18 protein-coding genes, 3 tRNA genes, 3 rRNA genes, 1 pseudogene and 1 riboswitch are annotated in these 25,712 nt (G+C 50.6%); of the genes and pseudogenes, 18 read left to right on the forward strand and 7 right to left on the reverse strand.

Annotated elements, in window-relative coordinates; genetic code table 11:
* The first annotated feature begins 49 nt into the window (after positions 1–49).
* Positions 50–745, forward strand: coding sequence for a FadR/GntR family transcriptional regulator (locus ACX9GV_RS18730; protein WP_473196510.1), 696 nt, complete (start codon positions 50–52; stop codon positions 743–745).
* Here ACX9GV_RS18730 and ACX9GV_RS18735 read toward each other — a convergent pair whose 3' ends face one another.
* The 3 genes from ACX9GV_RS18735 to ACX9GV_RS18745 all read right to left on the reverse strand — a co-directional run bounded on the left by ACX9GV_RS18735 (position 746) and on the right by ACX9GV_RS18745 (position 4,422).
* Positions 746–2,833: a heparinase II/III domain-containing protein gene (locus tag ACX9GV_RS18735; protein WP_473196511.1), complete on the reverse strand. Its 2,088-nt coding sequence runs from the start codon at positions 2,831–2,833 to the stop codon at positions 746–748.
* Positions 2,834–3,799: 966 nt separating this feature from the next.
* Positions 3,800–4,102: a hypothetical protein gene (locus ACX9GV_RS18740; protein ID WP_473196512.1), complete on the reverse strand. Its 303-nt coding sequence runs from the start codon at positions 4,100–4,102 to the stop codon at positions 3,800–3,802.
* A gap of 158 nt (positions 4,103–4,260) precedes the next feature.
* Complete coding sequence (locus ACX9GV_RS18745) at positions 4,261–4,422, reverse strand: hypothetical protein (protein WP_473196513.1); 162 nt, start codon at positions 4,420–4,422, stop codon at positions 4,261–4,263.
* Between the two features lie 232 nt (positions 4,423–4,654).
* Between ACX9GV_RS18745 and ACX9GV_RS18750 the strand changes: the two genes are divergently transcribed.
* Positions 4,655–4,993 carry a hypothetical protein gene (locus ACX9GV_RS18750; RefSeq protein ID WP_473196514.1) on the forward strand — a complete coding sequence of 113 codons (339 nt, stop codon included), beginning with the start codon at positions 4,655–4,657 and terminating at the stop codon, positions 4,991–4,993.
* A 16-nt stretch (positions 4,994–5,009) separates the two neighbouring features.
* On the opposite strand, the pseudogene ACX9GV_RS18755 reads toward ACX9GV_RS18750, so the two are convergent.
* Positions 5,010–5,504: pseudogene (locus ACX9GV_RS18755) on the reverse strand (ATP-binding protein); the annotation flags it as partial.
* A gap of 304 nt (positions 5,505–5,808) precedes the next feature.
* On the opposite strand from ACX9GV_RS18755, the gene ACX9GV_RS18760 reads away from it, so the two are divergent.
* Positions 5,809–6,072 carry a type II toxin-antitoxin system ParD family antitoxin gene (locus ACX9GV_RS18760; RefSeq protein ID WP_473196515.1) on the forward strand — a complete coding sequence of 88 codons (264 nt, stop codon included), beginning with the start codon at positions 5,809–5,811 and terminating at the stop codon, positions 6,070–6,072.
* Positions 6,059–6,355, forward strand: coding sequence for a type II toxin-antitoxin system RelE/ParE family toxin (locus ACX9GV_RS18765; protein ID WP_473196516.1), 297 nt, complete (start codon positions 6,059–6,061; stop codon positions 6,353–6,355). Before ACX9GV_RS18760 ends, ACX9GV_RS18765 begins: the two co-directional genes overlap by 14 nt.
* Before the next feature lie 507 nt (positions 6,356–6,862).
* Here the strand turns inward: ACX9GV_RS18765 and trmA are convergent.
* On the reverse strand, positions 6,863–7,972 hold the full coding sequence (gene trmA / locus ACX9GV_RS18770) for a tRNA (uridine(54)-C5)-methyltransferase TrmA (RefSeq protein ID WP_473196517.1): 1,110 nt from the start codon (positions 7,970–7,972) through the stop codon (positions 6,863–6,865).
* Positions 7,973–8,094: 122 nt separating this feature from the next.
* Positions 8,095–8,419: riboswitch (cobalamin riboswitch) on the forward strand.
* A gap of 70 nt (positions 8,420–8,489) precedes the next feature.
* Between trmA and btuB the strand changes: the two genes are divergently transcribed.
* The 8 genes from btuB to ACX9GV_RS18810 all read left to right on the forward strand — a co-directional run bounded on the left by btuB (position 8,490) and on the right by ACX9GV_RS18810 (position 17,012).
* Positions 8,490–10,382: a TonB-dependent vitamin B12 receptor BtuB gene (gene btuB, locus ACX9GV_RS18775; protein WP_473196518.1), complete on the forward strand. Its 1,893-nt coding sequence runs from the start codon at positions 8,490–8,492 to the stop codon at positions 10,380–10,382.
* Complete coding sequence (gene murI, locus ACX9GV_RS18780; protein WP_473196519.1) at positions 10,327–11,190, forward strand: glutamate racemase; 864 nt, start codon at positions 10,327–10,329, stop codon at positions 11,188–11,190. The genes btuB and murI overlap by 56 nt, the downstream gene beginning before the upstream one ends.
* Positions 11,191–11,584: 394 nt before the next feature.
* Positions 11,585–13,126, forward strand: a 16S ribosomal RNA gene (locus tag ACX9GV_RS18785).
* Between the two features lie 87 nt (positions 13,127–13,213).
* Positions 13,214–13,289, forward strand: a tRNA-Glu gene (locus tag ACX9GV_RS18790).
* Positions 13,290–13,531: 242 nt separating this feature from the next.
* Positions 13,532–16,438 (forward strand): 23S ribosomal RNA (locus tag ACX9GV_RS18795).
* Positions 16,439–16,631: 193 nt separating this feature from the next.
* A 5S ribosomal RNA gene (gene rrf / locus ACX9GV_RS18800) occupies positions 16,632–16,747 on the forward strand.
* The 16S, 23S and 5S rRNA genes sit together here with 3 tRNA genes alongside, the layout of an rRNA operon.
* A 103-nt stretch (positions 16,748–16,850) precedes the next feature.
* Positions 16,851–16,927, forward strand: a tRNA-Asp gene (locus ACX9GV_RS18805).
* Positions 16,928–16,936: 9 nt separating this feature from the next.
* Positions 16,937–17,012: transfer RNA gene (locus ACX9GV_RS18810), tRNA-Trp, on the forward strand.
* A gap of 400 nt (positions 17,013–17,412) precedes the next feature.
* Here ACX9GV_RS18810 and hdfR read toward each other — a convergent pair.
* Positions 17,413–18,267 carry an HTH-type transcriptional regulator HdfR gene (gene hdfR / locus ACX9GV_RS18815; RefSeq protein ID WP_473196520.1) on the reverse strand — a complete coding sequence of 285 codons (855 nt, stop codon included), beginning with the start codon at positions 18,265–18,267 and terminating at the stop codon, positions 17,413–17,415.
* Positions 18,268–18,386: 119 nt separating this feature from the next.
* Between hdfR and ACX9GV_RS18820 the strand changes: the two genes are divergently transcribed.
* Positions 18,387–18,725: a MaoP family protein gene (locus tag ACX9GV_RS18820; RefSeq protein ID WP_023489250.1), complete on the forward strand. Its 339-nt coding sequence runs from the start codon at positions 18,387–18,389 to the stop codon at positions 18,723–18,725.
* A gap of 26 nt (positions 18,726–18,751) precedes the next feature.
* Here the strand turns inward: ACX9GV_RS18820 and ACX9GV_RS18825 are convergent, their stop codons facing one another.
* Positions 18,752–20,275, reverse strand: a complete 1,524-nt coding sequence (locus ACX9GV_RS18825) for a YifB family Mg chelatase-like AAA ATPase (RefSeq protein WP_473196521.1) — start codon at positions 20,273–20,275, stop codon at positions 18,752–18,754.
* Between the two features lie 381 nt (positions 20,276–20,656).
* On the opposite strand from ACX9GV_RS18825, the gene ilvL reads away from it, so the two are divergent.
* The 5 genes from ilvL to ilvD all read left to right on the forward strand — a co-directional run bounded on the left by ilvL (position 20,657) and on the right by ilvD (position 25,712).
* Complete coding sequence (ilvL, locus tag ACX9GV_RS18830) at positions 20,657–20,755, forward strand: ilv operon leader peptide (protein ID WP_071681478.1); 99 nt, start codon at positions 20,657–20,659, stop codon at positions 20,753–20,755.
* Positions 20,756–20,893: 138 nt separating this feature from the next.
* Positions 20,894–22,540 (forward strand): acetolactate synthase 2 catalytic subunit, encoded by a 1,647-nt coding sequence (gene ilvG / locus ACX9GV_RS18835; protein ID WP_473196522.1) that lies wholly within the window; start codon positions 20,894–20,896, stop codon positions 22,538–22,540.
* Positions 22,537–22,794 (forward strand): acetolactate synthase 2 small subunit, encoded by a 258-nt coding sequence (gene ilvM, locus ACX9GV_RS18840; RefSeq protein WP_023489247.1) that lies wholly within the window; start codon positions 22,537–22,539, stop codon positions 22,792–22,794. The genes ilvG and ilvM overlap by 4 nt, the downstream gene beginning before the upstream one ends.
* Before the next feature lie 21 nt (positions 22,795–22,815).
* Positions 22,816–23,742 (forward strand): branched-chain amino acid transaminase, encoded by a 927-nt coding sequence (locus ACX9GV_RS18845; RefSeq protein ID WP_473196523.1) that lies wholly within the window; start codon positions 22,816–22,818, stop codon positions 23,740–23,742.
* A gap of 119 nt (positions 23,743–23,861) precedes the next feature.
* Positions 23,862–25,712, forward strand: a complete 1,851-nt coding sequence (gene ilvD, locus ACX9GV_RS18850; RefSeq protein WP_473196524.1) for a dihydroxy-acid dehydratase — start codon at positions 23,862–23,864, stop codon at positions 25,710–25,712.

The following is a 25,712-nucleotide window of genomic DNA, read 5'->3' on the forward strand; positions in this document are numbered from 1 at the left end:
CCCCGGTTTTGCCGTAGGATACTTACTTTTGTTCAGGTATGACAAAAGCATGAACTTCACAACGATTACGACAACACAGCGTGGCCTGGATGGGCTCATTGCCAGCGACATCGCGCGGAAGATTTTCTCCGGCCAGCTTACGCCGGGCACGGTGTTGCCTGCGGAAGTTGATCTCTGTGAACAACTTGGCGTCAGCCGTACGGCGCTGCGTGAAGCCCTGAAGTTGGTCTCCTCCAAAGGTCTGGTTGAGTCACGCCCAAAAACCGGCACCCGCGTGCGTGCTCGTACTTACTGGAACATTCTGGATGTCCAGTTGTTAGAGTGGTTAAGCGGCATGGAAGGAACGCTGGAGATGTATCAGCAGTTTCTTGAATTTCGTCGGGTGATTGAACCACACGCTACGCGTCTTGCGGCAATTAATGCCACTCGTGAGCAGTGCATTGAACTGTCTCAGACCTGGGAGGAAATGTGCCGCTTGGCGCATGATTTTGATGCCGATAAGTGGGTTGACGCCGATACCCGTTTCCATCGCATTATCTTTATGTCATCGGGTAACTGCTTCTATCAGCCGTTTGGTAACGTTCTGACCACGGTTTTTAAATGGTTTATCAGCCATTCCTCGAAAGAAGGGGGCATGTGCCTTGATGACCACGAGCGTATCTATAAGGCGATTATGGCCGGGGATGCAGAGGCGGCATTTCAAGCGTCCCTCGGTATGATGGACGCCAGTAAGCACCGCCTTTAATCAACCGACGCTAAATGTGCCATGTTCGGGGCGGTTGTCGACGACCACCCGGCAGGGCTCGCCCTGATGGAAGTGAATCAGCAGGGTGGTTTGCTCTGGCGAATGCTGTTCAATTAGCACGCTTTGTACATTCCCCCGCGCTTGGCGTGAAATCTCCCGCGATTCATCAAACTCACCATGACATTCCAGCACGTTGGCGAATACGGTGCTCTGCGCCTGGGTTCGCAGTAGCCATGCGGGTTCTTCGCGCAGGTTGAACGCGGGGTCACTAGCACCCGTTCGGGCAATAATGAGTTCACCTGATTGTGGAAGCATGCTGGTGAGGGTGTAAAAGCGGTTGTGCTGAAGCCAACTGAGTTGCAGGCTCTCAAATGCCGCAATCTGGCTGCTCGCACAGCGCCAGAGGTGCTGATAACCATGGGCAGCGCCGAGCGGTGAGCGTACGGCGGGAGCATCAAGCGGGAGGCTGCTATGGATAATTTGCCCCAGTGTATGTAGGCAATAGTCATACTGATGGTGGTTATCGCTGTGTAGGCTGAACAGATCCACCAACAGCGGGCGCTCACACTGTGCAAGCTGTAGCAATAGCACCGTGCGTTGCTGTAATACGCCGGGCCAGTAGCCTTCGAGAATAGCGCTCATTGCCTGATGTGGGGTATCTCCACGAAAAAAGTGGGTAGTGCCATAGCGTTCGGTGGCGCGTTCTTTGTCACCCCCATTCTGGCATCCTTCATCGACCACCACCGTGTTGTGGGCAACCGTTTGTTTTGCATAGCTATGATTCTCTGGCTCGTAGCGACCGCCAAACTTCGGTTCGATGTTAACCCAGCGGGCAAAGCCGTAGTCCTGCAGGATCTCAACGCCCTGAGTAAAGTAGCTCAGGTGGAGACCATCGAAATGGCCATGATTTAGCGCGCTGTGCATCCCGGCGATGTTGCCGTGTCCTCCCCACCAAAGAAGGGCCATGCTCTCATGCTCGCCCAAGGGCTGCGCACGTAGAATACCACCAGCCCCGCGCTCGCCATTCACTCCGTCGCGAATGAGTTGCGAACGGCGTGGCGGGCTGGTGTGGTTAACATCGTCGCTCAGTTCCAGCGCACCGCGGCAGAGCCAACACTGTTGCTGATATTGAGCTAGCGCCGAGAGCTGAGCCGAAGCGCCGTAGTGCTGACGGCACAGGCTGACGGCCAGTAACGCCCCTTCATCCCGTAGATTCATGGTTTTTGATGCGTCGTTTAGCGCAGGAAGTGAGCCGTCAGGAAAGGCCATATCAAACAGGGCAAGGCAGGCTCGGTGGATCAAACGTTCCCGATACTCCCAGATGTTTAGTGTGGGTTGAAAACGGTCGATGGCGGTGGCCAGCAGTAGCAGAGGACGCAGGGCGAAACGCTGATAGTAAAGCCCTTCGATATAGTAACCATCGATGGAAAACAGCTGATCAAGTTGGGCATAGAAGCCCCCGCTGACGTCGTCGCACCGCCGCCCATGCAGGGCAATTTCAACCCATTCCGGGTGGTTGGTGACGTAGCCGCAGATGGCAATGGCGGCCACTGACCACATGCCGTGGTTGTGCACAATATCGAATGTGTCGCTGTGTACGGTTAACGCCTCCTGCACCATCAGACACAACAGCTTAGACTCAATATGGGCGCGCATTTGCGGGCTTGCTGAGCCTTTGACGCAGGCCCAGGCGCTGGAGGCGTAGAGTAAAAACATATCTTCGTTGAGTGTCTGGTGGAACAGCCGTCCCGGTGGATTGCTATCGCGACTGGCGGCGCTACCGAGTGTGGGGTAGATATCGGCATAACCGCTCAGTAACGTAAGCACCCTGTCGCGATAGCGCTCATCCCCGCTCAATAGCCAGTGCAACCCTGCCAGATCCATCATCTGATAGTTGAGTTTATGCTGTGCGTGTTCTGGCCCGCCGCCTTCGCCGTGGCTGGGTATCCATAGTGGTTGCTGCAACCAGGTCGCAAGCTGTTGCTGCTGCTGGCGGAAGGTTTTGCCGGGCAGAGTATCGCGGTGTAGATGAGTCTTGAGGTCGGCAATATCGTAGTGAGAGAGAAAAGGTGAACTATCAAGCGCCATCAGACATCTCCGGCATATTTATTAGTGTGACTATTAAAATCAAAAAACAAACTAACTGTCTATGTTTAAACCAATAATATCGTATTGAGATGCTCTATAGCTCACAAAATTGAGATAATTTGTCATACTATATTGCTTGGTGTTGAGTGGCTGACTGGTAATCTTAATTCGTTGTTCCGGCCGTGTAGTTGTGTCACCGCTCATGTTTTCGGTAATCGTTGATGTATATACCAAAAATCATTCAAGTTGCCTGATAACCCGAGATACTCGGGACAATCGCACTGAGGGGCGCTCCGGCGGCTGACGCCGCTACGACCCCTTCAGCACGCTTTCCTTAATAAAAGGCTTGCTCAAGTATCTTCATTGATCACGGGTATATACCCAAGTTCAATGAAGTTGCAGGACAAAACGCAGTGCGTTTTGAACCGGGCTTGCGCGGGCCCGCAGGGTGAACCTCATGGATGAGGGGAATAACTGTAGTCAACAACCCCGCCGCTTCATTGGTGACGAGTATCTGTTCACTGCCGCACAGGCAGCTTAGAAATTAACTTCCTGGGCTGTAGGTGGCATTTTCGTAGTGTGAGGTGTTGCTCATGGTGGGAGTGTAGCAAGGCAAAGCCCGAAAATCGTGTATTGGTGAAGGGCTGGGAGCGGCGCTTTGACGGCTCAGAAGGGAGACTTGTGTCAAAACAGGGCTTACATCATCTGTTTGACGTAAAACTGCGGTCAAATCATCTGGTTGCATAGGTATGCATCAGGTTAATATTTATCAGGCGGGTTTCCGGTAGTTTTCCAGGGTGTTTACTCTCCGTTTCATCCCTTAGCTACCGGAAACGCCGCCAGAGATATTCTGGCCTGGCTGTGTGGTGTGTCTGCGTGGAACTAGTCTTATGTTAAATTCAAAGTGTGGCTATCAGGAATAACATGCGGCTGGGTGAGAGGCATTGATTGAATGAGAGGATAGCTTCAATTAGTGATTGAGTGAGAATCCCGCCATTGTTTGATCATCTCTTTCGTGACTTCTTTTTTGTAGCAGATCGGTGAATACCCTCCAGCTTTACTCCATGCGCTGCGACCGCCACAAGAGCTGCCATTTCTTGCAGTGTTAAAGGGGCATGCACACGTTCCAGGATAGGCTGCTATTGATTCATTAATGATGGACTGTTTTACCTGTTCGTCTGACACTGTTCCTTTTGCTGTGGCGATATTGTTAAAAAACAGAGACGTGACTAAAGCTGACAATAGACACAAATGTACAGTCTTAAGCATTCGAATGATCTCCTTGGAATAATCCTAGGATATTTATACGTCTTATGTATAAAAAAACAACAAATATCAGTTTTTATTATAGATGTTATGTTCAATCAGAGGGATCTGTAGGTACAAAAAGCCCCGTAGGGCTTTTTGTAAAGACTAACGAAGTGATTCTACTTCTCTTTGAAGTAGTGATTGTTTTTGCTTGGTGGGAATTTATCACCTTTGCTCACATGGCTATCATATTCAAAACCGGCATATGAGTTATCGGTATCATGATATTGACGATATGTACCTGTTTTGGGACATTCTTGCCCAGACCGATGTTTTGCCATCTGTCTTTCCTTACTTACTCGTTTGAGGGACTAAGTCCCTGGCGGTACGAAATTATGCCGCGTATTATCTATGCAATCGGGCTAATCAGTGTTTCAATCTATTAGTGAATTATTTTTATGCTTATTCGATTGCGTTCACATTTTCAGTAATGCCGATAACGGGTGTTATGGTAAATTTAGTTCTACTGATTGGAGCTATCACCGTTATTTTATTAAAAAGGAATATTAATTAATGTCATCAGAACAATTCTGCAATGAAATGATAAAAATTGCTAAGACAGTCAGCAGAGATGAATTTGATCTTGTCATATCGCGTCCTCCGTCACAGGAATCTACTGATCTGGTTGAACAAACGACAGGCATCAAAATTCCTGGTAACTTTCTAGCTTTCTCTCAGAAATACAATGGACTAAGTATTTTTGCAAAAGAGGAAATATGGCCTGAACCTGAGTTTATTGAAGTTCGTCAGGCGTGGGAGTTTCAGTCTGCGTATTCCGCTCTGTTCGATCACGGATTGGCATCGAAGTTCGATCAGTGTTTCGTATCCATTCGATCACCCGGGATGCTTTAACTTTTTCTACTGCTTTTTAACCTCTTTTTTCCTCACTTTCCACTGCCGTTTTGCTTTTACTCATCGATTCACCTTTCAGGACCAGCCTGTGGGCGTTATGCACCAGTCTGTCCAGGATGGCATCTGCTGTGGTTGGGTTCTCCATCAACCCGTGCCACTTATCCACCGGGAACTGGCTCACCACCAGGGTGCTGCTTTGCCCGTACCGGTCTTCCACTATTTCCAGCAGATCTTTACATTGCGCGTTGGTCAGTGGCTCCAGAACCAGATCGTCCAGGATAAGCACCTGCGTTTTTTGCAGCTGTTTCAGGTGTTTCAGCCAGCTGCCGTCAACTCGGCCCTGCGCCAGCATTTCCAGTAACCGACCGATACGCCAGTACTGGACGCTGTGTTTCTGTCGGCACGCCTGCTTATCCAGCGCGTTGGCTATCCAGCTTTTTCCGCACCCCGTCGGGCCGATCATCAGCAGGCTTTTCTTGTGGGTGATGTAGATACCGGGTAATGCAGCCCGATTATCGTCAGTCGTCCACTGCCGCATAGGCAGCTTAGAAATTTGACACGCTGTATTTAAACTGGCTGGCTATGTTGACTGCCGCACAACCAGTAAACAGGTGAAGCTGTCTTCTGAAAATGATATTCAGCCCCGTCTACAGGTAATAAATAAGGCAAAAAATTGTGTGATGCCGTCGAGTTCTAAGGATGAACAGGGTGCTCTGGGGCTGTTGGGGTTTCCCCTGCATCCATCACCGCCTTACTGGAGATAGTGCACGATAACATTTATACTCTTGTAAGAAATAATCTTACAAGGGGTATTTATGGCTAGAACGATTACGGTTGATGTGGGGGATGAACTCCGAGAATTTATCGATACTTCAGTAAAGTCAGGAGATTATCGAACTCAGAGCGAAGTGCTGCGTGATGCCTTACGTCTACTTCGTGAAAAGCAGGCTGAATCTCGTCTGCAGATACTTCGCGATCTTTTGGCTGAAGGCGTCAGCAGTGGTGCCCCTGTCACATGGGATAAAGAGGCCTTTTTGCAGCATATGAAAGCGAAGACTAACGCCCATGAAAGTGATTAAGCTGACGCCAAAGGCCAGCGAGGATTTAGAAACCATATGGCTATATAGCCGTGAACAATTTGGTTCTGCTAAAGCAGACGACTATATTTATCGGTTTTCTGACATTTTCGATGTCTTGGCGACGCACGATATTGGTGTGGCAAGACCGGAACTTGGTAAAGGGATTTACTCATTGCCTGTTGAACGGCATGTGATCTTTTTTATTCCTACCGCGTCTGTTATTAGCGTGATCAGAATTCTTAACCAGTCCCAAGACGCTACGCGTCATCTTTCCTGGCACTAAAGATCATGGGGGATTTTTGGTAGACCGCCTAATAGTGGTAGTCAGACAGAAAAAATCAAACCGGCGTTGACTGTTCGGGGTAATCCTCCCATTTTTAGCCGAAGTTAAAAGTAGAAGTTATGTGGCCATTAATGGTGGTTTTCTACCATTGGCTTTATGTGGTCGTTCATGATTCTTAGATTCAACTACCAAGTGCGTAACTTGCGACAGCTGAGAAGGAAAGGTTAGCTGCTGGTAAGCTCACCTTTTGCTCTCCAGCAAGAGATGCACAAAATGAGACAATATCGACAGCTGACCAAGGGTCAACGATGCCAGATCGAAGCACTAAAGAAAAGCAGTTGCTCGTAAAGTCGTATCGCTAAACTGCTAAGCCTCAGTCAATCCACTGTTTCCAGAGAGCTCAAGAGAAAAACAGGATTGAGCGGATTGTAGTGGTCAAGAAAAATTGGTCACCGAGTTGCGAGCACACCCATAAATTGCTGCTCTGATTCATTGGGCGTCAGGCCACTATTTGCCTTCAATGCGTTCTAGCATCACACCCGCTTCCATATGGTGGGTGTAAGGGAACTGATCAAACAGTGCCAGGCGGGTAATTTTGTGTGTGGCTTGCAACGTGTCGAGGTTGGCACACAGTGTTTCCGGGTTGCAGGAGATATAAAGGATGCGAGGGTAGGCTTGTACCATCTTTATTGTTTCAGCATCTAACCCACTACGCGGAGGATCGACGAAAATCGTCTCGCAGTGGTAACTGCTCAAATCGATCCCCTTTAACCGGTTGAACTCGCGTACTCCCTGCATCGCTTGGGTGAAATCTTCGGCGGCCATACGGATAATCTGTACGTTGTCGATATGATTGGCAGCGATGTTGTATTGCGCTGCAGCCACCGACGGTTTAGCGATCTCAGTGGCCAACACCCGTTCGAAGTTGCGCGCCAGTGCCAGTGAGAAGTTACCGTTACCGCAATACAGTTCCAGTAGGTCGCCTTTGGAATCCTGAGTCACATCTAGCGCCCATTCCAACATTTGCACGTTGATCGCCGCATTGGGCTGAGTGAAGCTGTTTTCCACCTGCCGATAAATCATATTACGACCGCCAACGGGCAGGACTTCATCAATATAATCCTGATCCAGTACCACCTTCATTTTTGAGGCTCGGCCAATGAGTTGGAGGTCGAACCCCTGTGCACGTAAGGTATCACGCAATGCTGAGGCCGCTTGCTGCCACTGCTCGTCTAATTTGCGGTGGTACAGTAAAGAGGCAATGATTTTCCCGCTCTGGGTAGAGAGATAATCAATTTGGAATAATTTATGGCGCAGCACCGGGTTGGGCTTGAGTGCTGCCATTAACGCGCTCATCAGGCGGTTGATCAGCTCACTGGCCGCAGGGAAAGAATCTACACGAATGCGTTGTTTGGTCTGCTGATCAAACATGATGTGATACATATCTTCTTCATCATGCCAGATACGGAACTCTGCCCGCATGCGATAGTGGCTGACTGGCGAGCGAAACACTTCCGGCTCGGGTGCCATAAACGGAGACATCATGGTCTTCAGGCGGGCAGTTTTTTCTGCCAGTTGATCATCATAGCGTTCAGTGGGCAAAGTCTCGGGTGTCATGGTTCATTCTCGTCAGGCTAATTGGAACAGCGGCGATTGTAGGGCATCGTTCGATGAAGTCCAACTTTGCCGATGCTAATTCGAAACACAATTGGCAATCTAGACATCCATTTTTATTGGCGGTAGCATGAGCGTCCGGTCTCAAGCAGCGAGTGAAAAGGGAATCCAGTGCAAATCTGGAGCTGACGCGCAGCGGTATGGGGAAGTCACGGCGATAGCGTTTTAATCTTGAGTTGATACTCGGGTTTATTCAAGGTGCAGATAGCGGCAATAGTGTAACAAGTCCGCCAGCATAACGGCTCTGCAGCCTAAAAAACCAAGGGTATATCAGGTTTAAACAACATAGACACTGTCCACTGCTGGATGGGAAGTCATCGCCCGGTGCGGGTTGCTAATGGCAATCAGCAAATCCCAAGCCCGAAAACCTGCCGGTGTACGTCGCAATATCCATAGCTGTCGCGATTATCGGCCGTGGCTCTGCGGCATCCGCCAATGATAAGTTTGGATGCTTTTCGTAATGACAATGATAAAAAATGTACTGCTGGTGGTGGTTTCCTCCACAACAGCACTTTCAGCATGGGCGCAAGACAACACCGTAACCAATGATAGCGACAACCTGGTGGTGACAGCCAATCGCTTTCCTCAGCCAGTTTCCTCCGTGTTAGCTCCCACCTCTGTTGTGACCCGTAATGATATTGAGCGTTGGCAGGCTAAAAGCCTGGTTGATGTTATGCGCCGCTTGCCAGGGGTGGATATCGCGCAAAATGGTGGGATGGGGCAGAGCTCCGCACTATTTATCCGTGGTACAGAATCACGGCATGTCCTGCTATTGATTAATGGTGTCCGCTTGAACCAGGCAGGGATCAGTGGTTCTTCTGACCTGAGCCAAATTCCCATTTCACTGGTACAGAGAGTGGAGTTTATCCGTGGCTCCCGCTCGGCAGTCTATGGCTCAGACGCGATTGGTGGGGTGGTCAACATTATCACCACCCGTGAAAAGAATGGTTCTGCCCTTTCGGCTGGCATCGGCTCCAATGGTTTTCAGGCTTATGACGGCGCGACCCAGCAGCAATTGGGTGACAAAACTATCGCCACCATGGCGGGTAATTACACCTATAGCAAAGGTTATGATGTGGTCGCCGGTCTGCCGGACAGCTTTGGTAACCCGGCACAACCGGATCGTGATGGTTTTATGAGCAAGTCGCTGTATGGTGAGCTGCAACATCAATTCAGTGGGCAACTGCAGGGGTTTGTGCGCGGCTATGGTTACGATAACCGCACGTCCTATGATGGTTTCTATAGCTTTAACGACCCGGTAAATTTTGATGCATTACCGGATACCCGCCAGCTATACAGCCAGTCTTGGGACAGTGGCTTACGCTATCACCAAGGTATTTATGCCACGCAATTGACGGCCAGCTATAGCCATAGCAAAGATTATAATTATGACCCGAAATATGGTCGTTATTCCGCTTCGTCTACGCTGGATGACACCACGCAATATAATCTTCAGTGGGGCAACAACGTCAAGGTTGGGCAAGGTAGCATCAGCACTGGGGTCGATTGGCAGGAGCAAAAGCTGGAACCCGGTACGGCTTATATCACTGATAGCAAAAGTCGGCGCAATACGGGTTTGTATCTAACAGCTCAGCAGCAAATTGATACGGTGATTTTGGAAGGCGCGCTACGTGGCGATGATAGCTCGCAGTTTGGTTGGCACAATACTTGGCAAGCCAGTACTTCATGGGAGTTTATTGAAGGTTATCGAGCCATTATCTCTTACGGCACAGCATTCAAAGGGCCAAATTTGGGCCAGCTTTACGGCGGTACTTGGGGCAACCCGGACCTGAAGCCAGAAGAAAGCAAACAGTGGGAAGGCGGTTTTGAAGGCTTGACCGGTCCGGTAAGCTGGCGGGTAACGGGATATCAGAACGATATCGATAACCTGATCGACTACGCTCAAAAAGGGGGTGAGTTTGCTTATTACAATGTGGATCAGGCGAAGATTAAAGGGGTTGAAGCCACGGCGTCATTTGACACCGGCCCGCTGACTCATCAACTTTCTTATGATTATGTCGATCCGCGCAATCGCAAAACTAATGAGACACTGCTGCGTCGCTCCAAACAACTGGTAAAATATGAATTGGATTGGCAGGTTTATGATTTTGATTGGGCGGTCACTTATCAATACTTAGGAGAGCGGTATGATAAGAACTATAACGTCTATCCTAACCAGAGCGTCAAACTGGGGGGTGTCAGTCTATGGGATGTTGCTGTCTCATATCCGGTCACCTCACATCTGACAGTTCGTGGTAGAATCGCCAACCTGTTTGATAAAGAGTATGAGACGGCATATGGCTACGCAACACCAGGAAGAGAATACCACCTCACTGGAAGCTATACCTTCTAACACCACTGCGATCTCCCGCCCCTCGGTATTGATCTTTGATTCCGGTGTCGGCGGGCTGTCTGTGTATCAAGAGGTTCGGCAATTGCTGCCGGATCTCCACTATATATATGCCTTTGATAATGTCGCTTTCCCCTATGGTGAAAAATCCGAAGAATTTATCATTGAGCGTGTGCTGGAAATCGTCAGTGCGGTTCAGCAACACCACCCCTTGGCTCTCGTTATCATCGCTTGTAATACTGCCAGTACCGTTTCTTTACCTGCGCTGCGAGAGAGCTTCACCTTCCCGGTGGTGGGGGTCGTTCCTGCCATCAAACCAGCGGTTAAGCTCACAGCTAACGGTGTCGTCGGTTTATTAGCAACTCGTGGCACGGTTCAGCGCACTTATACGCGCGAATTGATTGAGCGTTTCGCCAAGGATTGCAAAATCGAATTGTTGGGTTCCTCAGAACTGGTTGAACTCGCCGAGGCCAAGTTACACGGTGAACCAGTACCTATGGCGACACTAAAGAAAATACTACAGCCGTGGTTGAGCATGCGTGAGCCACCTGACACGGTAGTACTGGGGTGTACCCATTTCCCGTTGTTGGCTGAGGAACTGACGCAGGTATTACCTGAAGGGACGCGATTAGTGGATTCCGGGGCGGCGATTGCGCGTCGGGCTGCTTGGCTGATCGCTACCCAAGAGAATCTGATCTCAACTCAGGAAGAGAACCTTGCGTATTGTATGACATTCAATCAGGCTACTGATGCTATATCGCCCGTATTGCAGGAATATGGCTTCAACTCGTTGAAAAAGTTGCCACTTTAGATGGCTTTTGATTAAACATTAGACGGTTGAACAAAAAATTGAATTTAGGGGTTGCGGCGAACTGAGAACTCCCTATAATGCGCCTCCACTGCTCGGGAACAACGGCTGACAAGTCGCCTAGGCAGGAAGAAGCAACCCGGTGAAAACACTGTCTCTTGTAGAGAAAAAGGTTGACTCTTTAGCGGGAAAGCGTATTATCTGCCTCCCGCGTTACCGGAAGTTTTGGTAACCACGCTCTTTAACAATTTATCAGACAATCTGTGTGGGCACTCACAAAGACGATATCCAGTTGCTTCGGCAACAAAAAAATATCAAGTCTTAAAGAGTGACTCATGTAAGTAAAATTCATGCAGTAATCTTTGAGCATCGCTATTAACTTAGCAAATCAAGCTTTTAATTGAAGAGTTTGATCATGGCTCAGATTGAACGCTGGCGGCAGGCTTAACACATGCAAGTCGAGCGGTAGCACAGGGGAGCTTGCTCCCTGGGTGACGAGCGGCGGACGGGTGAGTAATGTCTGGGAAACTGCCTGATGGAGGGGGATAACTACTGGAAACGGTAGCTAATACCGCATAACGTCGCAAGACCAAAGTGGGGGACCTTCGGGCCTCACACCATCGGATGTGCCCAGATGGGATTAGCTAGTAGGTGGGGTAATGGCTCACCTAGGCGACGATCCCTAGCTGGTCTGAGAGGATGACCAGCCACACTGGAACTGAGACACGGTCCAGACTCCTACGGGAGGCAGCAGTGGGGAATATTGCACAATGGGCGCAAGCCTGATGCAGCCATGCCGCGTGTGTGAAGAAGGCCTTAGGGTTGTAAAGCACTTTCAGCGAGGAGGAAGGGTGATGTGTTAATAGCGCATCACATTGACGTTACTCGCAGAAGAAGCACCGGCTAACTCCGTGCCAGCAGCCGCGGTAATACGGAGGGTGCAAGCGTTAATCGGAATTACTGGGCGTAAAGCGCACGCAGGCGGTTTGTTAAGTCAGATGTGAAATCCCCGAGCTTAACTTGGGAACTGCATTTGAAACTGGCAAGCTAGAGTCTTGTAGAGGGGGGTAGAATTCCAGGTGTAGCGGTGAAATGCGTAGAGATCTGGAGGAATACCGGTGGCGAAGGCGGCCCCCTGGACAAAGACTGACGCTCAGGTGCGAAAGCGTGGGGAGCAAACAGGATTAGATACCCTGGTAGTCCACGCTGTAAACGATGTCGATTTGGAGGTTGTGCCCTTGAGGCGTGGCTTCCGGAGCTAACGCGTTAAATCGACCGCCTGGGGAGTACGGCCGCAAGGTTAAAACTCAAATGAATTGACGGGGGCCCGCACAAGCGGTGGAGCATGTGGTTTAATTCGATGCAACGCGAAGAACCTTACCTACTCTTGACATCCACGGAACTTGGTAGAGATACCTTGGTGCCTTCGGGAACCGTGAGACAGGTGCTGCATGGCTGTCGTCAGCTCGTGTTGTGAAATGTTGGGTTAAGTCCCGCAACGAGCGCAACCCTTATCCTTTGTTGCCAGCGATTCGGTCGGGAACTCAAAGGAGACTGCCGGTGATAAACCGGAGGAAGGTGGGGATGACGTCAAGTCATCATGGCCCTTACGAGTAGGGCTACACACGTGCTACAATGGCGTATACAAAGAGAAGCGACCTCGCGAGAGCAAGCGGACCTCATAAAGTACGTCGTAGTCCGGATTGGAGTCTGCAACTCGACTCCATGAAGTCGGAATCGCTAGTAATCGTAGATCAGAATGCTACGGTGAATACGTTCCCGGGCCTTGTACACACCGCCCGTCACACCATGGGAGTGGGTTGCAAAAGAAGTAGGTAGCTTAACCTTCGGGAGGGCGCTTACCACTTTGTGATTCATGACTGGGGTGAAGTCGTAACAAGGTAACCGTAGGGGAACCTGCGGTTGGATCACCTCCTTACCTAAAGATATTGCTTCGCGTGAAGTGCTCACACAGATTGTCTGATGAACAGTAATGAGCAAAAGCGTCATAAAAGTACGGTGTCGTGTCCCCTTCGTCTAGAGGCCTAGGACACCGCCCTTTCACGGCGGTAACAGGGGTTCGAATCCCCTAGGGGACGCCAACTGCTTCCGACCATCCCGGTGAAAGCGGCGGTCTTCAGTATCTGACGATACTTCTTATCTTAAAGATGATTCTGTGGAGTCATGTTTAAGATATTGCTCTTTAACAATCTGGAACAAGCTGAAAATTGAAACTTCAGCGCATCAATGAGTTAACTGACATTGATGACGTTGAAAGAGTCTCTCAAATAATCACAGCACAAAGTGACCTGTCGTTAGACAGCAAGACACTTTCGGGTTGTGAGGTTAAGCGACTAAGCGTACACGGTGGATGCCTAGGCAGTCAGAGGCGATGAAGGGCGTGCTAATCTGCGAAAAGTGTCGGTAAGGTGATATGAACCGTTACAACCGACAATACCCGAATGGGGAAACCCAGTGCAATTCGTTGCACTATCCTGTCATGAATACATAGTGGCAGGAGGCGAACCGGGGGAACTGAAACATCTCAGTACCCCGAGGAAAAGAAATCAACCGAGATTCCCCTAGTAGCGGCGAGCGAACGGGGAAGAGCCCAGAACCTGAATCAGTTTGTGTGTCAGTGGAAGCGTCTGGAAAGTCGCACAGTAAAGGGTGATAGTCCCGTACACGAAGATGCACAGATTGTGAGTTCGATGAGTAGGGCGGGACACGTGTTATCCTGTCTGAATATGGGGGGACCATCCTCCAAGGCTAAATACTCCTGACTGACCGATAGTGAACCAGTACCGTGAGGGAAAGGCGAAAAGAACCCCGGCGAGGGGAGTGAAATAGAACCTGAAACCGTGTACGTACAAGCAGTGGGAGCCTACTTGTTAGGTGACTGCGTACCTTTTGTATAATGGGTCAGCGACTTATATTTTGTAGCAAGGTTAACCGAATAGGGGAGCCGTAGGGAAACCGAGTCTTAACTGGGCGAATAGTTGCAAGGTATAGACCCGAAACCCGGTGATCTAGCCATGGGCAGGTTGAAGGTTGGGTAACACTAACTGGAGGACCGAACCGACTAATGTTGAAAAATTAGCGGATGACTTGTGGCTGGGGGTGAAAGGCCAATCAAACCGGGAGATAGCTGGTTCTCCCCGAAAGCTATTTAGGTAGCGCCTCGTGAATTCATCTTCGGGGGTAGAGCACTGTTTCGGCTAGGGGGCCATCCCGGCTTACCAACCCGATGCAAACTGCGAATACCGAAGAATGTTATCACGGGAGACACACGGCGGGTGCTAACGTCCGTCGTGAAGAGGGAAACAACCCAGACCGCCAGCTAAGGTCCCAAAGTCATGGTTAAGTGGGAAACGATGTGGGAAGGCACAGACAGCCAGGATGTTGGCTTAGAAGCAGCCATCATTTAAAGAAAGCGTAATAGCTCACTGGTCGAGTCGGCCTGCGCGGAAGATGTAACGGGGCTAAACCATGCACCGAAGCTGCGGCAGCGACGCTTAGGCGTTGTTGGGTAGGGGAGCGTTCTGTAAGCCTGCGAAGGTGACCTGTGAGGGTTGCTGGAGGTATCAGAAGTGCGAATGCTGACATAAGTAACGATAAAGCGGGTGAAAAGCCCGCTCGCCGGAAGACCAAGGGTTCCTGTCCAACGTTAATCGGGGCAGGGTGAGTCGACCCCTAAGGCGAGGCTGAAAAGCGTAGTCGATGGGAAACAGGTTAATATTCCTGTACTGGGTGTTACTGCGAAGGGGGGACGGAGAAGGCTAGGCTATCCGGGCGACGGTTGTCCCGGTTCAAGTGTGTAGGGGGGTAGACCAGGCAAATCCGGTTTACTATCAACCCTGAGGCACGATGACGAGTCTCTACGGAGATGAAGTAGTTGATGCCCTGCTTCCAGGAAAAGCCTCTAAGCATCAGGTAACATTTAATCGTACCCCAAACCGACACAGGTGGTCAGGTAGAGAATACTCAGGCGCTTGAGAGAACTCGGGTGAAGGAACTAGGCAAAATGGTGCCGTAACTTCGGGAGAAGGCACGCTGGCGTTAGGTGAAGGGATTTACTCCTGGAGCTGAAGCCAGTCGCAGATACCAGCTGGCTGCAACTGTTTAATAAAAACACAGCACTGTGCAAACACGAAAGTGGACGTATACGGTGTGACGCCTGCCCGGTGCTGGAAGGTTAATTGATGGGGTTAGCGGCAACGCGAAGCTCTTGATCGAAGCCCCAGTAAACGGCGGCCGTAACTATAACGGTCCTAAGGTAGCGAAATTCCTTGTCGGGTAAGTTCCGACCTGCACGAATGGCGTAATGATGGCCAGGCTGTCTCCACCCGAGACTCAGTGAAATTGAACTCGCTGTGAAGATGCAGTGTACCCGCGGCAAGACGGAAAGACCCCGTGAACCTTTACTATAGCTTGACACTGAACATTGAGCCTTGATGTGTAGGATAGGTGGGAGGCTTTGAAGTGTGGACGCCAGTCTGCATGGAGCCAACCTTGAAATACCACCCTTTAATGTTTGATGTTCTAACTCGGCCCCATAATCTGGGGTGAGGACAGTGTCTGGTGGGTAGTTTGACTGGGGCGGTCTCCTCCCAAAGAGTAACGGAGGAGCACGAAGGTTGGCTAATCACGGTCGGACATCGTGAGGTTAGTGCAAAGGCATAAGCCAGCTTGACTGTGAGAGTGACGGCTCGAGCAGGTACGAAAGTAGGTCTTAGTGATCCGGTGGTTCTGAATGGAAGGGCCATCGCTCAACGGATAAAAGGTACTCCGGGGATAACAGGCTGATACCGCCCAAGAGTTCATATCGACGGCGGTGTTTGGCACCTCGATGTCGGCTCATCACATCCTGGGGCTGAAGTAGGTCCCAAGGGTATGGCTGTTCGCCATTTAAAGTGGTACGCGAGCTGGGTTTAGAACGTCGTGAGACAGTTCGGTCCCTATCTGCCGTGGGCGTTGGAAGATTGAGAGGGTTTGCTCCTAGTACGAGAGGACCGGAGTGAACGCACCCCTGGTGTTCGGGTTGTCATGCCAATGGCACTGCCCGGTAGCTAAGTGCGGAAAAGATAAGCGCTGAAAGCATCTAAGCGCGAAACTTGCCTCGAGATGAGTCTTCCCTGGGCCTTTAAGGTCCCTGAAGGAACGTTTAAGACTAAGACGTTGATAGGCTGGGTGTGTAAGTGCAGCGATGTATTGAGCTAACCAGTACTAATGAACCGTGAGGCTTAACCTTACAACACCAAAGGTGTTTTGGTTCTGGATATCAGGCATCCGATGCCAGATATCAGACAACACAGTGGGTGTGGATTTTGAGAGACAGAGTTTCAGCTTGTGACAGAGAATTTAAGTATTCGTTAGATTTTGGGGTAATCAGCCGGTCATGTTTTTTCTGACCTCTGGATCCTGAGCTCTGACAAAAGAATTTGCCTGGCGGCCTTAGCGCGGTGGTCCCACCTGATCCCATGCCGAACTCAGAAGTGAAACGCCGTAGCGCCGATGGTAGTGTGGGGTCTCCCCATGTGAGAGTAGGACACTGCCAGGCATCCAAATAACGTTATCAGGGTGACATCTGATAATGAGCAAGACTGTAAAATTGCAGTTTTGCCTGCATCAAGCGATAAGCGATGCAACGTGAAAGAATCGGTGGAGCGGTAGTTCAGTTGGTTAGAATACCTGCCTGTCACGCAGGGGGTCGCGGGTTCGAGCCCCGTCCGTTCCGCCACCCTTATTTAGGGGCGTAGTTCAATTGGTAGAGCACCGGTCTCCAAAACCGGGTGTTGGGAGTTCGAGTCTCTCCGCCCCTGCCATAAATTTAAAACCCTTTGCTTAGGCAAAGGGTTTTTTTTTTATCTCTCTTTTCAGCGATGGATAAAGAGATAAGCGGCTTTTTAGCGAGTCGTTTTTGAAATCCTGAGAGCAACAGATTCCCGCCACCATCCAACTCCCCGCTACCATACAACTCTTGCCACCATCCAAGCTATAAGGGAACACTTAGTCATTTGATTTATCGATGATCTATTGGAAGAACTCAAGCAGTGTTCAAATTAGAACCATCATCCTTGAATTCCCTTATTGTCTTGAATCACCTTATAGTGTTGCTACTTTACCGCATGCATGTTGCTTATCTGCCAACTTATTCCCTCAGTTGTTTGACCTTGTAAACAGTTGTTTGACCTTGTAAACGCCACCAGATGGCATATTTACCGCCTACTCAGCATTTGAATGAGCTTGGGTATCGCTGGCACTGTTTAAGGGTATTTCCAGTAGCTGAGAGATTAATGGCCGCTGATCACTGTTTTGCAGCCAGACGGCGTACAACGGACGAATAACCGGTGGGACCTCGGCAATCGCGATCAATTGTGGGTACTCTTGTTCCCACTGACTGGGAAGGAAAGCGCATCCCCCTGTGGTCTGCAGTAATTGGTAAGCCAAGTGTGCTGACGTGGTGGTAAGTACCGGCATATTATCGCCCTCCAGCATGTGACTTTGTTGCTGGTGAAAATCGGCTCCCCATTCCAGCTTGATGTAGGGCATCGGGGTTTGCTTGTTGTGTAATGCCGATGAAAATAGACGTAACGAGAAGTTCCCCATTAACTGGCTTGCCAACTCATCCATTTTTGGCGGTTCGGTGGTGATCAGTAAGTCGAGTTGCCTTTCATGGAGTTGTTTTACCAGTGAGTCGCGTAACGCTATCCTGGCTTCAAGCTGTAGGGCTTCACGCTGCTGGTAGAGTGATTGTAACCAAGGGGTCAAGCAGGCCTCCCAGAGCGCTGCTGTCGCACCTATTGACAGTTCAGTGTGCTGTAGCGATCTAACGACCTCTTTTTTTGCCAGTTGCCAGGTGTTCATCAGGTCTTCTGCGTAGGGTAACAATCGTTCCCCGGCGGGCGTCAGACGGATGTTATTACGGTGTCGGGTAAATAAATTCGTACCTAATTGATTTTCAAGCTGGCGGATACGAAAGCTTACCGCAGATTGCGTTAAGTATAGGGATTCCGCTGCTCGGCCAAAGTGACGCGTTCTACTGACCTCCAGAAAGGTTTTCAGTAATTCGGTATCCACACCCATCTCCAATTTTTTTTGTCGTTAAGATTTAAATGTTTTGTTTTACACAGTCTCAAGCCTATCTAATACTCCGCGCCATAAGTAGCAAGGCTATAAGAGAATTAGGAGCGTGTCAGATGGCGGATAGCTTCATCACGAACAATCGTTTTTTTGATAATAAACACTATCCTCGCGGGTTTTCCCGTCACGGCGATTTCACCATTAAAGAAGCGCAATTGCTAGAGCGCTTTGGGTATGCGTTCAATGAGTTGGATTCTGGTAAACGCCAGCCAGCGACCGAAGAGGAACAGCAGTTCGTTGCTGTGTGTCTTGGCGAGCGTGAACCGGTGACGGAACAAGAAAAAGTATGGTCGAAATATCTGGCGCGTATTCGCCGCCCGAAAAAATTCCATACCCTGTCTGGTGGCAAACCACAGGCTGATGCGGTAGAAGACTACACTGAAAGCGACGATTAATCATCATGGGGCCCTCGGCCCCATTTTTACGCCAGGCTACGGTGCAATTGTAGCAACAGGCGATCCATTCTGCGGTAGCTCAGCGCTTCACTGAGGTGGCGTTTATCGATATCTTTTTCCCCTGCCAAATCTGCCAGCGTGCGAGCCACTTTCAATATTCGATGCCAGGCACGAACCGATAATCCCAGTTTATTTAGCGTTTTTTCCAAAAACTCTGCATCTGCGGTGAGTAAATGACAATCGCGGTCTATTTCACGATTATTCAATAACGCGTTTACTTTCCCTGCCCGCTCCAGTTGGCGCTCGCGTGCTTGTAATACTCGCTGGCGGACCTGCAGGCTGCTTTCCCCAGCATGGCGCTGCTTACCGAGCATACCTGGCGGTAATAGTGGTACTTCAATGGATAAATCAAATCGATCAAGAAAGGGGCCTGAGAGCCGCCCGAGGTAACGTAAGATCTGTTGTGGGGGTGTGCGGTTATGAACGCCTTGGTAGTGCCCGGTTGGGCTGGGGTTCATTGCGGCAATCAATTGTACCCTGGCAGGGAACCGCACTTTGGCCGCAGCACGTGAAATTATAATTTCACCGGATTCCAGGGGTTCACGCAATGCATCCAGTACCCGGCGTTCGAATTCCGGTAACTCATCAAGAAATAGCACGCCATTATGGGCCAGCGATATCTCTCCGGGTCGTGGTAACGTTCCGCCACCAACCAATGCGGCCATTGATGCGCTGTGGTGTGGGGCACGAAATGGCCGTTGGTGCCAGGGTAAGGTTTCATCTGGGTTATGCAATAAACTGGCAATGGCGACGCTTTCCAGTGCCTCCTGGTCGCTTAATGGGGGTAATAGTCCATTAAGACGGCTAGCCAGCATGGTTTTGCCGGTACCTGGTGGGCCGAGCAGCAATAGGTTATGGCCACCCGCTGCCGCGATTTCCAGTGCTCGTTTAGCTTGTTCCTGGCCGATAACCTCCAGTAGGTCTGCACCTTCAGTTGAGATTGGGCTAGTAGGCTGCGCAACAGCGAATGCGAGTTCTTTTTTACCCTGCAAGAATGCACAGACATCCAGTAAATGTTCCGCTACGCGGGTTTGGCTGTTTGGCAGTAGCCCGGTCTCTTTACCGTTAGCGGTGGCCAAAATCAGTTCGCGCTTGGCCTCAGTTGCCGCAATTGCAGCGGGAATGGCCCCGTAGACGGCGCGTAATGCACCGGTAAGCGCTAATTCGCCGAGGAACTCGTAATCGGCCAGCTTATCTTTGGGGAGCTGTTGTGACGCGGCGAGAATACCTAATGCAATAGGCAAGTCATAACGCCCCCCTTCTTTGGGGAGGTCAGCCGGGGCCAGGTTGATGGTGATGCGCTTAGCGGGGAAGGTGAACCCATTATTGATTAATGCACTGCGTACTCGATCACGTGCCTCTTTTACTGTTGTTTCCGGTAGGCCAACCAAGGTGAGGCCAGGCAAGCCATTACTGATATGAACTTCTACCATGACCGAGGGCGCCTGCACACCGATTATGGCGCGGGTATAAATGACTGCCAGTGACATATTATTCTCCTTGCTGATGGCAATATCATGCGCGATGTCTCAGGAGCTGGCTGTTGGCGTGTGATTAACTTGCGAAGTAACAGGAAATCAAAATTGATTTATTGCTGTGAGCTGCTAGGTTTTTTCTAAGCAGTTCGCATGTGAGGTCAGTCGCTAGCGGGTTTAGGGTTCGGCACTGTTGAGTTTTCACTATTGCCAGGTATTTTCGGGGGCAGGAATAGCAGGCCAGTATCCCGCTTTATTGATTGAATTTATGGCAGTTTTTATCCGGTGTTTTTAGTTTGAGTCGAATAATAGCGCAAAAAAAAGTTGCCATTTTACTCGTGACTGTGATAACTCTGTATACATCGGTTCAAGATGAATACAGTGAACAACTCGATTATGAAAGCCCTAGCCCAAGTGATTAGCCTAGTCGTGATTAGTGTGGTGGTGATTATTATCCCACCGTGCGGGGCGGCACTTGGACGAAGAAAGGCTTAGAAAACAAGCCGGAATCGCAAGATAACCCCCGTACCCAAAAGTTCGGGGGTTTTTTTATGCCGAAAGAAAAGGACATAAGGAGCAGAGGATGAGTCACAGAATAAACTGCACTTCCCACAGCAATGTGAGGAAACAGCCATGAATGGTGCCCAGTGGGTAGTTCAAGCATTGCGAGCTCAAGGCGTGGATACGGTATTCGGCTATCCGGGTGGGGCTATCATGCCGGTGTACGATGCGCTATATGATGGTGGAGTCGAACACTTGCTATGCCGTCATGAACAGGGGGCAGTGATTGCGGCGATTGGTTACGCCCGTTCCAGCGGTAAAGTGGGGGTCTGTATTGCGACTTCCGGCCCTGGGGCCACTAACCTGATCACCGGTTTGGCCGATGCGCTGCTTGATTCAGTACCGGTGGTCGCCATCACGGGTCAGGTAGGTTCTGCGTTTATTGGTACCGACGCGTTTCAGGAAGTCGATGTTCTGGGTCTCTCTTTGGCTTGTACCAAGCACAGTTTTCTGGTGGAGTCGCTGGAAGCCCTGCCAGGTATTATGACGGAAGCCTTTGCCATTGCTACTAGTGGCCGTCCTGGCCCGGTGTTGATCGATATCCCCAAAGATATCCAATTAGCACAAGGGGATTTACCGCCTCATTTGAGCCCGGTGGAAGATACACTGGCGCAGCCCACCGCTGAACTGGCTGCTGCGGCACAATTGCTGACACAAGCGAAAAAGCCGATGCTGTATGTGGGGGGCGGAGTCGGCATAGCACAGGCAGTAGCGGAACTGCGCGAGTTCACTGCTATTACACAAATCCCAACCGTGGTGACCTTGAAAGGCTTGGGGGCTGCAGATGCCAATTCTCCATACTACCTTGGCATGTTGGGTATGCACGGGACCAAAGCCGGCAACTTTGCTGTCCAGGAGTGCGATTTGTTGATTGCGGTTGGTGCTCGTTTTGATGATCGGGTGACCGGCAAGCTGAATACTTTCGCGCCCGAGGCCAAGGTGATCCATATGGATATTGACCCTGCGGAGATGAGCAAACTACGTCAGGCGCATGTTGCTCTACAAGGGGATTTGAAAAAATTGCTGCCGGCATTGCAGCAACCGTTGAATATCTCCCCTTGGCTGCAACGAATAGCGGAACTGAAAGAAACCCATCCTTGGCGCTATGATCACCCCGGCCAACCCATCTACGCCCCGCTGTTACTTAAACAATTGTCTGAACGTATGCCTGCTAACGCCGTCGTCACAACCGATGTGGGTCAGCACCAGATGTGGGCAGCACAGCACATGAGCTTCACGCGGCCAGAGAATTTCATTACTTCCAGTGGTCTGGGGACCATGGGCTTTGGTATTCCTGCGGCGGTGGGTGCCCAGATGGCGCGTCCGGAAGATACGGTGATCTGTGTCTCTGGAGATGGTTCTTTTATGATGAATGTGCAAGAGCTGGGGACGATAAAACGGAAACAGTTGCCGTTGAAGATTGTGTTACTGGATAACCAGCGTTTAGGGATGGTTCGCCAGTGGCAACAACTGTTTTTTGATGGACGTTACAGCGAAACCAACCTTTCCGATAACCCCGATTTTCTGATTCTGGCCAGCGCATTCGGTATCCCGGGCCAACGCATTACCCGCAAAGATCAGGTTGCAGATGCACTTGACGCTTTATTTAACAGCCAAGGGCCTTATCTGTTGCAGGTTTCCATTGATGAACTTGAGAACGTCTGGCCATTGGTCCCGCCAGGTGCAGGTAACGAAACCATGTTGGAGAAAGTATCATGATGCAGCATCAACTCTCGATCCAGGCCCGCTTCCGCCCTGAAACATTAGAGCGGGTACTGCGCGTTGTACGTCATCGTGGTTTCCAGGTCTGCGCGATGAATATGGCAACAGAAATTAACGGCGACGAAATTAATATTGAATTGACAGTTGCCAGCCAACGTCCTGTAGATTTACTGTCATCCCAGTTAAGTAAGTTGATGGATATCTCCAGTGTTGAGATCCAGCAGCAAACCGCACAACAGATACGTGCCTGATGGCGCAAGAAGGAATAGAACATGACCAAGAAAGCCGATTACATTTGGTTCAATGGCGATATGGTTCCCTGGGCGGATGCCAAGGTACACGTAATGTCACATGCGTTGCATTATGGGACCTCGGTGTTTGAAGGTGTACGCTGCTATGATTCCTATCTGGGCCCGGTTGTCTTCCGCCATCGTGAACATATGCAACGTCTGCATGATTCGGCAAAAATTTATCGTATGCCAGTGGCGCAAACGGTCGATGAACTGATGGAAGCCTGCCGAGCAACACTGCGTAAAAACAATCTGGTGAGTGCTTATATTCGTCCGCTGGTGTTTATTGGTGATGTGGGGATGGGGGTTAATCCGCCAGATGGCTATAAAACTGACGTGATTATTGCTGCATTCCCTTGGGGGGCTTATCTGGGGGAGGATGCATTGGACCAAGGTATTAATGCGATGGTCTCTTCCTGGAACCGTGTGGCACCCAATACGCTACCTACCGCTGCTAAAGCCGGTGGCAACTATCTTTCCTCCTTGCTGGTGGGCAGTGAAGCACGCCGCCATGGTTATCAGGAAGGCATTGCACTCGATGTTCATGGCTATATCTCTGAAGGGGCGGGGGAGAACCTGTTTGAAGTGAAAGACGGTGTCCTGTTTACCCCGCCGTTTACCTCTTCTGCTCTACCGGGTATCACCCGTGATGCGATCATTAAACTGGCGCAAGATATGGGCTTTGAAGTCCGTGAACAGGTGCTTTCCCGCGAGTCGTTATATTTGGCCGACGAAGTGTTTATGTCCGGTACTGCGGCAGAAATTACCCCGGTACGTAGTGTGGATGGCATTCAGGTAGGGATCGGCAAGTGTGGCCCTATCACCAAACAGATCCAGCAGGCATTCTTTGGCCTGTTTACCGGCAAGACCGACGATAAATACGGCTGGTTGGATCCGGTGAATCAATAACAAACTGTCCGCCGCATCGTCAAGATGCCGGGGTTATACCCAAGTTGATGTCAGTGACGGCCTGTCGCCCTTTCGACGTCACTTGGGGATATAAATAATATATTTGGAGTAAAGAAAACATGCCTAAGTACCGTTCTGCCACCACCACCCACGGCCGCAACATGGCGGGAGCTCGCGCTTTGTGGCGCGCCACGGGGATGACCGACGCTGATTTCGGTAAACCGATTATTGCGGTGGTCAACTCCTTTACCCAGTTTGTTCCAGGCCATGTGCACTTGCGTGATCTGGGCAAATTGGTCGCAGAACAGATAGAAGCTTCTGGTGGGGTAGCCAAGGAATTCAATACCATCGCCGTGGATGATGGTATCGCTATGGGCCATGGTGGCATGCTTTACTCTCTGCCGTCCCGCGAGCTGATTGCTGATTCCGTGGAATATATGGTGAATGCTCATTGCGCTGATGCCATGGTGTGTATCTCTAACTGTGACAAGATCACCCCAGGAATGCTGATGGCCTCACTGCGCCTCAATATTCCGGTAGTCTTTGTTTCAGGTGGCCCAATGGAAGCCGGGAAAACCAAACTTTCAGACCAAATCATCAAGCTGGACCTGATCGATGCGATGATCCAGGGGGCCAACCCAAATGTCAGCGATGCTGACAGTGAACAAATCGAGCGTTCTGCTTGCCCTACTTGTGGTTCCTGTTCGGGCATGTTTACCGCTAACTCAATGAACTGCCTGACAGAAGCGCTTGGCTTATCACTGCCGGGTAATGGGTCGCTGCTGGCGACTCACGCTGATCGTAAAGAGCTGTTCCTGAATGCGGGGCGGCGCATCGTTGATTTATGCAAACGTTACTACGAGCAAGATGATGCCAACGTACTGCCACGCAGTATCGCCAACAAGGCGGCATTCGAAAACGCCATGACGCTGGACATTGCCATGGGTGGCTCCACCAACACCGTTCTGCACTTGCTGGCAGCGGCGCAGGAAGGTGAGATTGATTTCACCATGGCGGATATAGACCGACTCTCCCGCAAGGTACCGCACTTGTGCAAAGTGGCACCCAGTACGCAAAAATACCATATGGAAGATGTGCACCGCGCTGGTGGTGTATTGGCGATTCTGGGGGAGTTGGACCGTGCCGGTTTGCTAAACCGTGATGTTAACAACGTCCTGGGGTTGAAGCTGCCTGAAACATTGGAAAAATACGACATCGTGCTGACCAAAGATGATGCCGTGAAAAAGATGTTCCGCGCCGGGCCGGCAGGTATTCGTACTACTCAGGCATTTTCGCAGGATTGCCGTTGGGATACCTTGGATGATGATCGTGTTGAGGGTTGCATCCGCTCGCTGGAGAATGCGTTCAGCCTGGAAGGTGGATTGGCGGTGTTGTTCGGCAATATGGCAGAAGATGGCAGTATCGTCAAAACCGCGGGTGTGGATAACGACAACCTGATATTCCGTGGGCCGGCAAAAGTGTATGAGAGCCAGGACTGTGCCGTTGAGGCTATCCTGGGGGGCAAAGTGGTGGCCGGTGATGTGGTGGTTATCCGCTACGAAGGGCCAAAAGGCGGGCCGGGCATGCAAGAAATGCTCTACCCGACAACCTATCTGAAGTCCATGGGGTTAGGTAAAGCCTGTGCGTTGATCACCGATGGTCGCTTCTCGGGTGGTACATCCGGTTTATCAATTGGTCACGTTTCCCCTGAGGCGGCCAATGGCGGCTTGATTGCGTTGATCGAAGATGGCGACATGATCGACATTGATATTCCGCAACGCAGTATGGTGCTGGATGTCCCAGAGAGTGTCTTGGCGGCACGTCGTCAGGCGGAACTGGCTCGTGGTGACGCAGCCTGGACACCGAAAGCCCGTGAGCGTCAGGTGTCCTATGCGCTACGTGCTTATGCGTCGTTAGCGACCAGCGCTGATAAAGGTGCGGTCCGTGATAAAAGCAAGCTAGGAGGCTAA

It is taken from the genome of Serratia sp. 25CWL12, assembly GCF_055790885.1.

Bases quoted from the DNA above. Each gene is read 5' to 3' on its own strand.
- ACX9GV_RS18730 (WP_473196510.1), top strand. From the start codon at position 50: ATGAACTTCACAACGATTACGACAACACAGCGTGGCCTGGATGGGCTC.
- ACX9GV_RS18735 (WP_473196511.1), bottom strand. From the start codon at position 2,833: ATGGCGCTTGATAGTTCACCTTTTCTCTCTCACTACGATATTGCCGAC.
- ACX9GV_RS18740 (WP_473196512.1), bottom strand. From the start codon at position 4,102: ATGCTTAAGACTGTACATTTGTGTCTATTGTCAGCTTTAGTCACGTCT.
- ACX9GV_RS18745 (WP_473196513.1), bottom strand. From the start codon at position 4,422: ATGGCAAAACATCGGTCTGGGCAAGAATGTCCCAAAACAGGTACATAT.
- ACX9GV_RS18750 (WP_473196514.1), top strand. From the start codon at position 4,655: ATGTCATCAGAACAATTCTGCAATGAAATGATAAAAATTGCTAAGACA.
- ACX9GV_RS18760 (WP_473196515.1), top strand. From the start codon at position 5,809: ATGGCTAGAACGATTACGGTTGATGTGGGGGATGAACTCCGAGAATTT.
- ACX9GV_RS18765 (WP_473196516.1), top strand. From the start codon at position 6,059: ATGAAAGTGATTAAGCTGACGCCAAAGGCCAGCGAGGATTTAGAAACC.
- trmA (WP_473196517.1), bottom strand. From the start codon at position 7,972: ATGACACCCGAGACTTTGCCCACTGAACGCTATGATGATCAACTGGCA.
- btuB (WP_473196518.1), top strand. From the start codon at position 8,490: ATGACAATGATAAAAAATGTACTGCTGGTGGTGGTTTCCTCCACAACA.
- murI (WP_473196519.1), top strand. From the start codon at position 10,327: ATGGCTACGCAACACCAGGAAGAGAATACCACCTCACTGGAAGCTATA.
- ACX9GV_RS18820 (WP_023489250.1), top strand. From the start codon at position 18,387: ATGGCGGATAGCTTCATCACGAACAATCGTTTTTTTGATAATAAACAC.
- ACX9GV_RS18825 (WP_473196521.1), bottom strand. From the start codon at position 20,275: ATGTCACTGGCAGTCATTTATACCCGCGCCATAATCGGTGTGCAGGCG.
- ilvL (WP_071681478.1), top strand. From the start codon at position 20,657: ATGAAAGCCCTAGCCCAAGTGATTAGCCTAGTCGTGATTAGTGTGGTG.
- ilvG (WP_473196522.1), top strand. From the start codon at position 20,894: ATGAATGGTGCCCAGTGGGTAGTTCAAGCATTGCGAGCTCAAGGCGTG.
- ilvM (WP_023489247.1), top strand. From the start codon at position 22,537: ATGATGCAGCATCAACTCTCGATCCAGGCCCGCTTCCGCCCTGAAACA.
- ACX9GV_RS18845 (WP_473196523.1), top strand. From the start codon at position 22,816: ATGACCAAGAAAGCCGATTACATTTGGTTCAATGGCGATATGGTTCCC.
- ilvD (WP_473196524.1), top strand. From the start codon at position 23,862: ATGCCTAAGTACCGTTCTGCCACCACCACCCACGGCCGCAACATGGCG.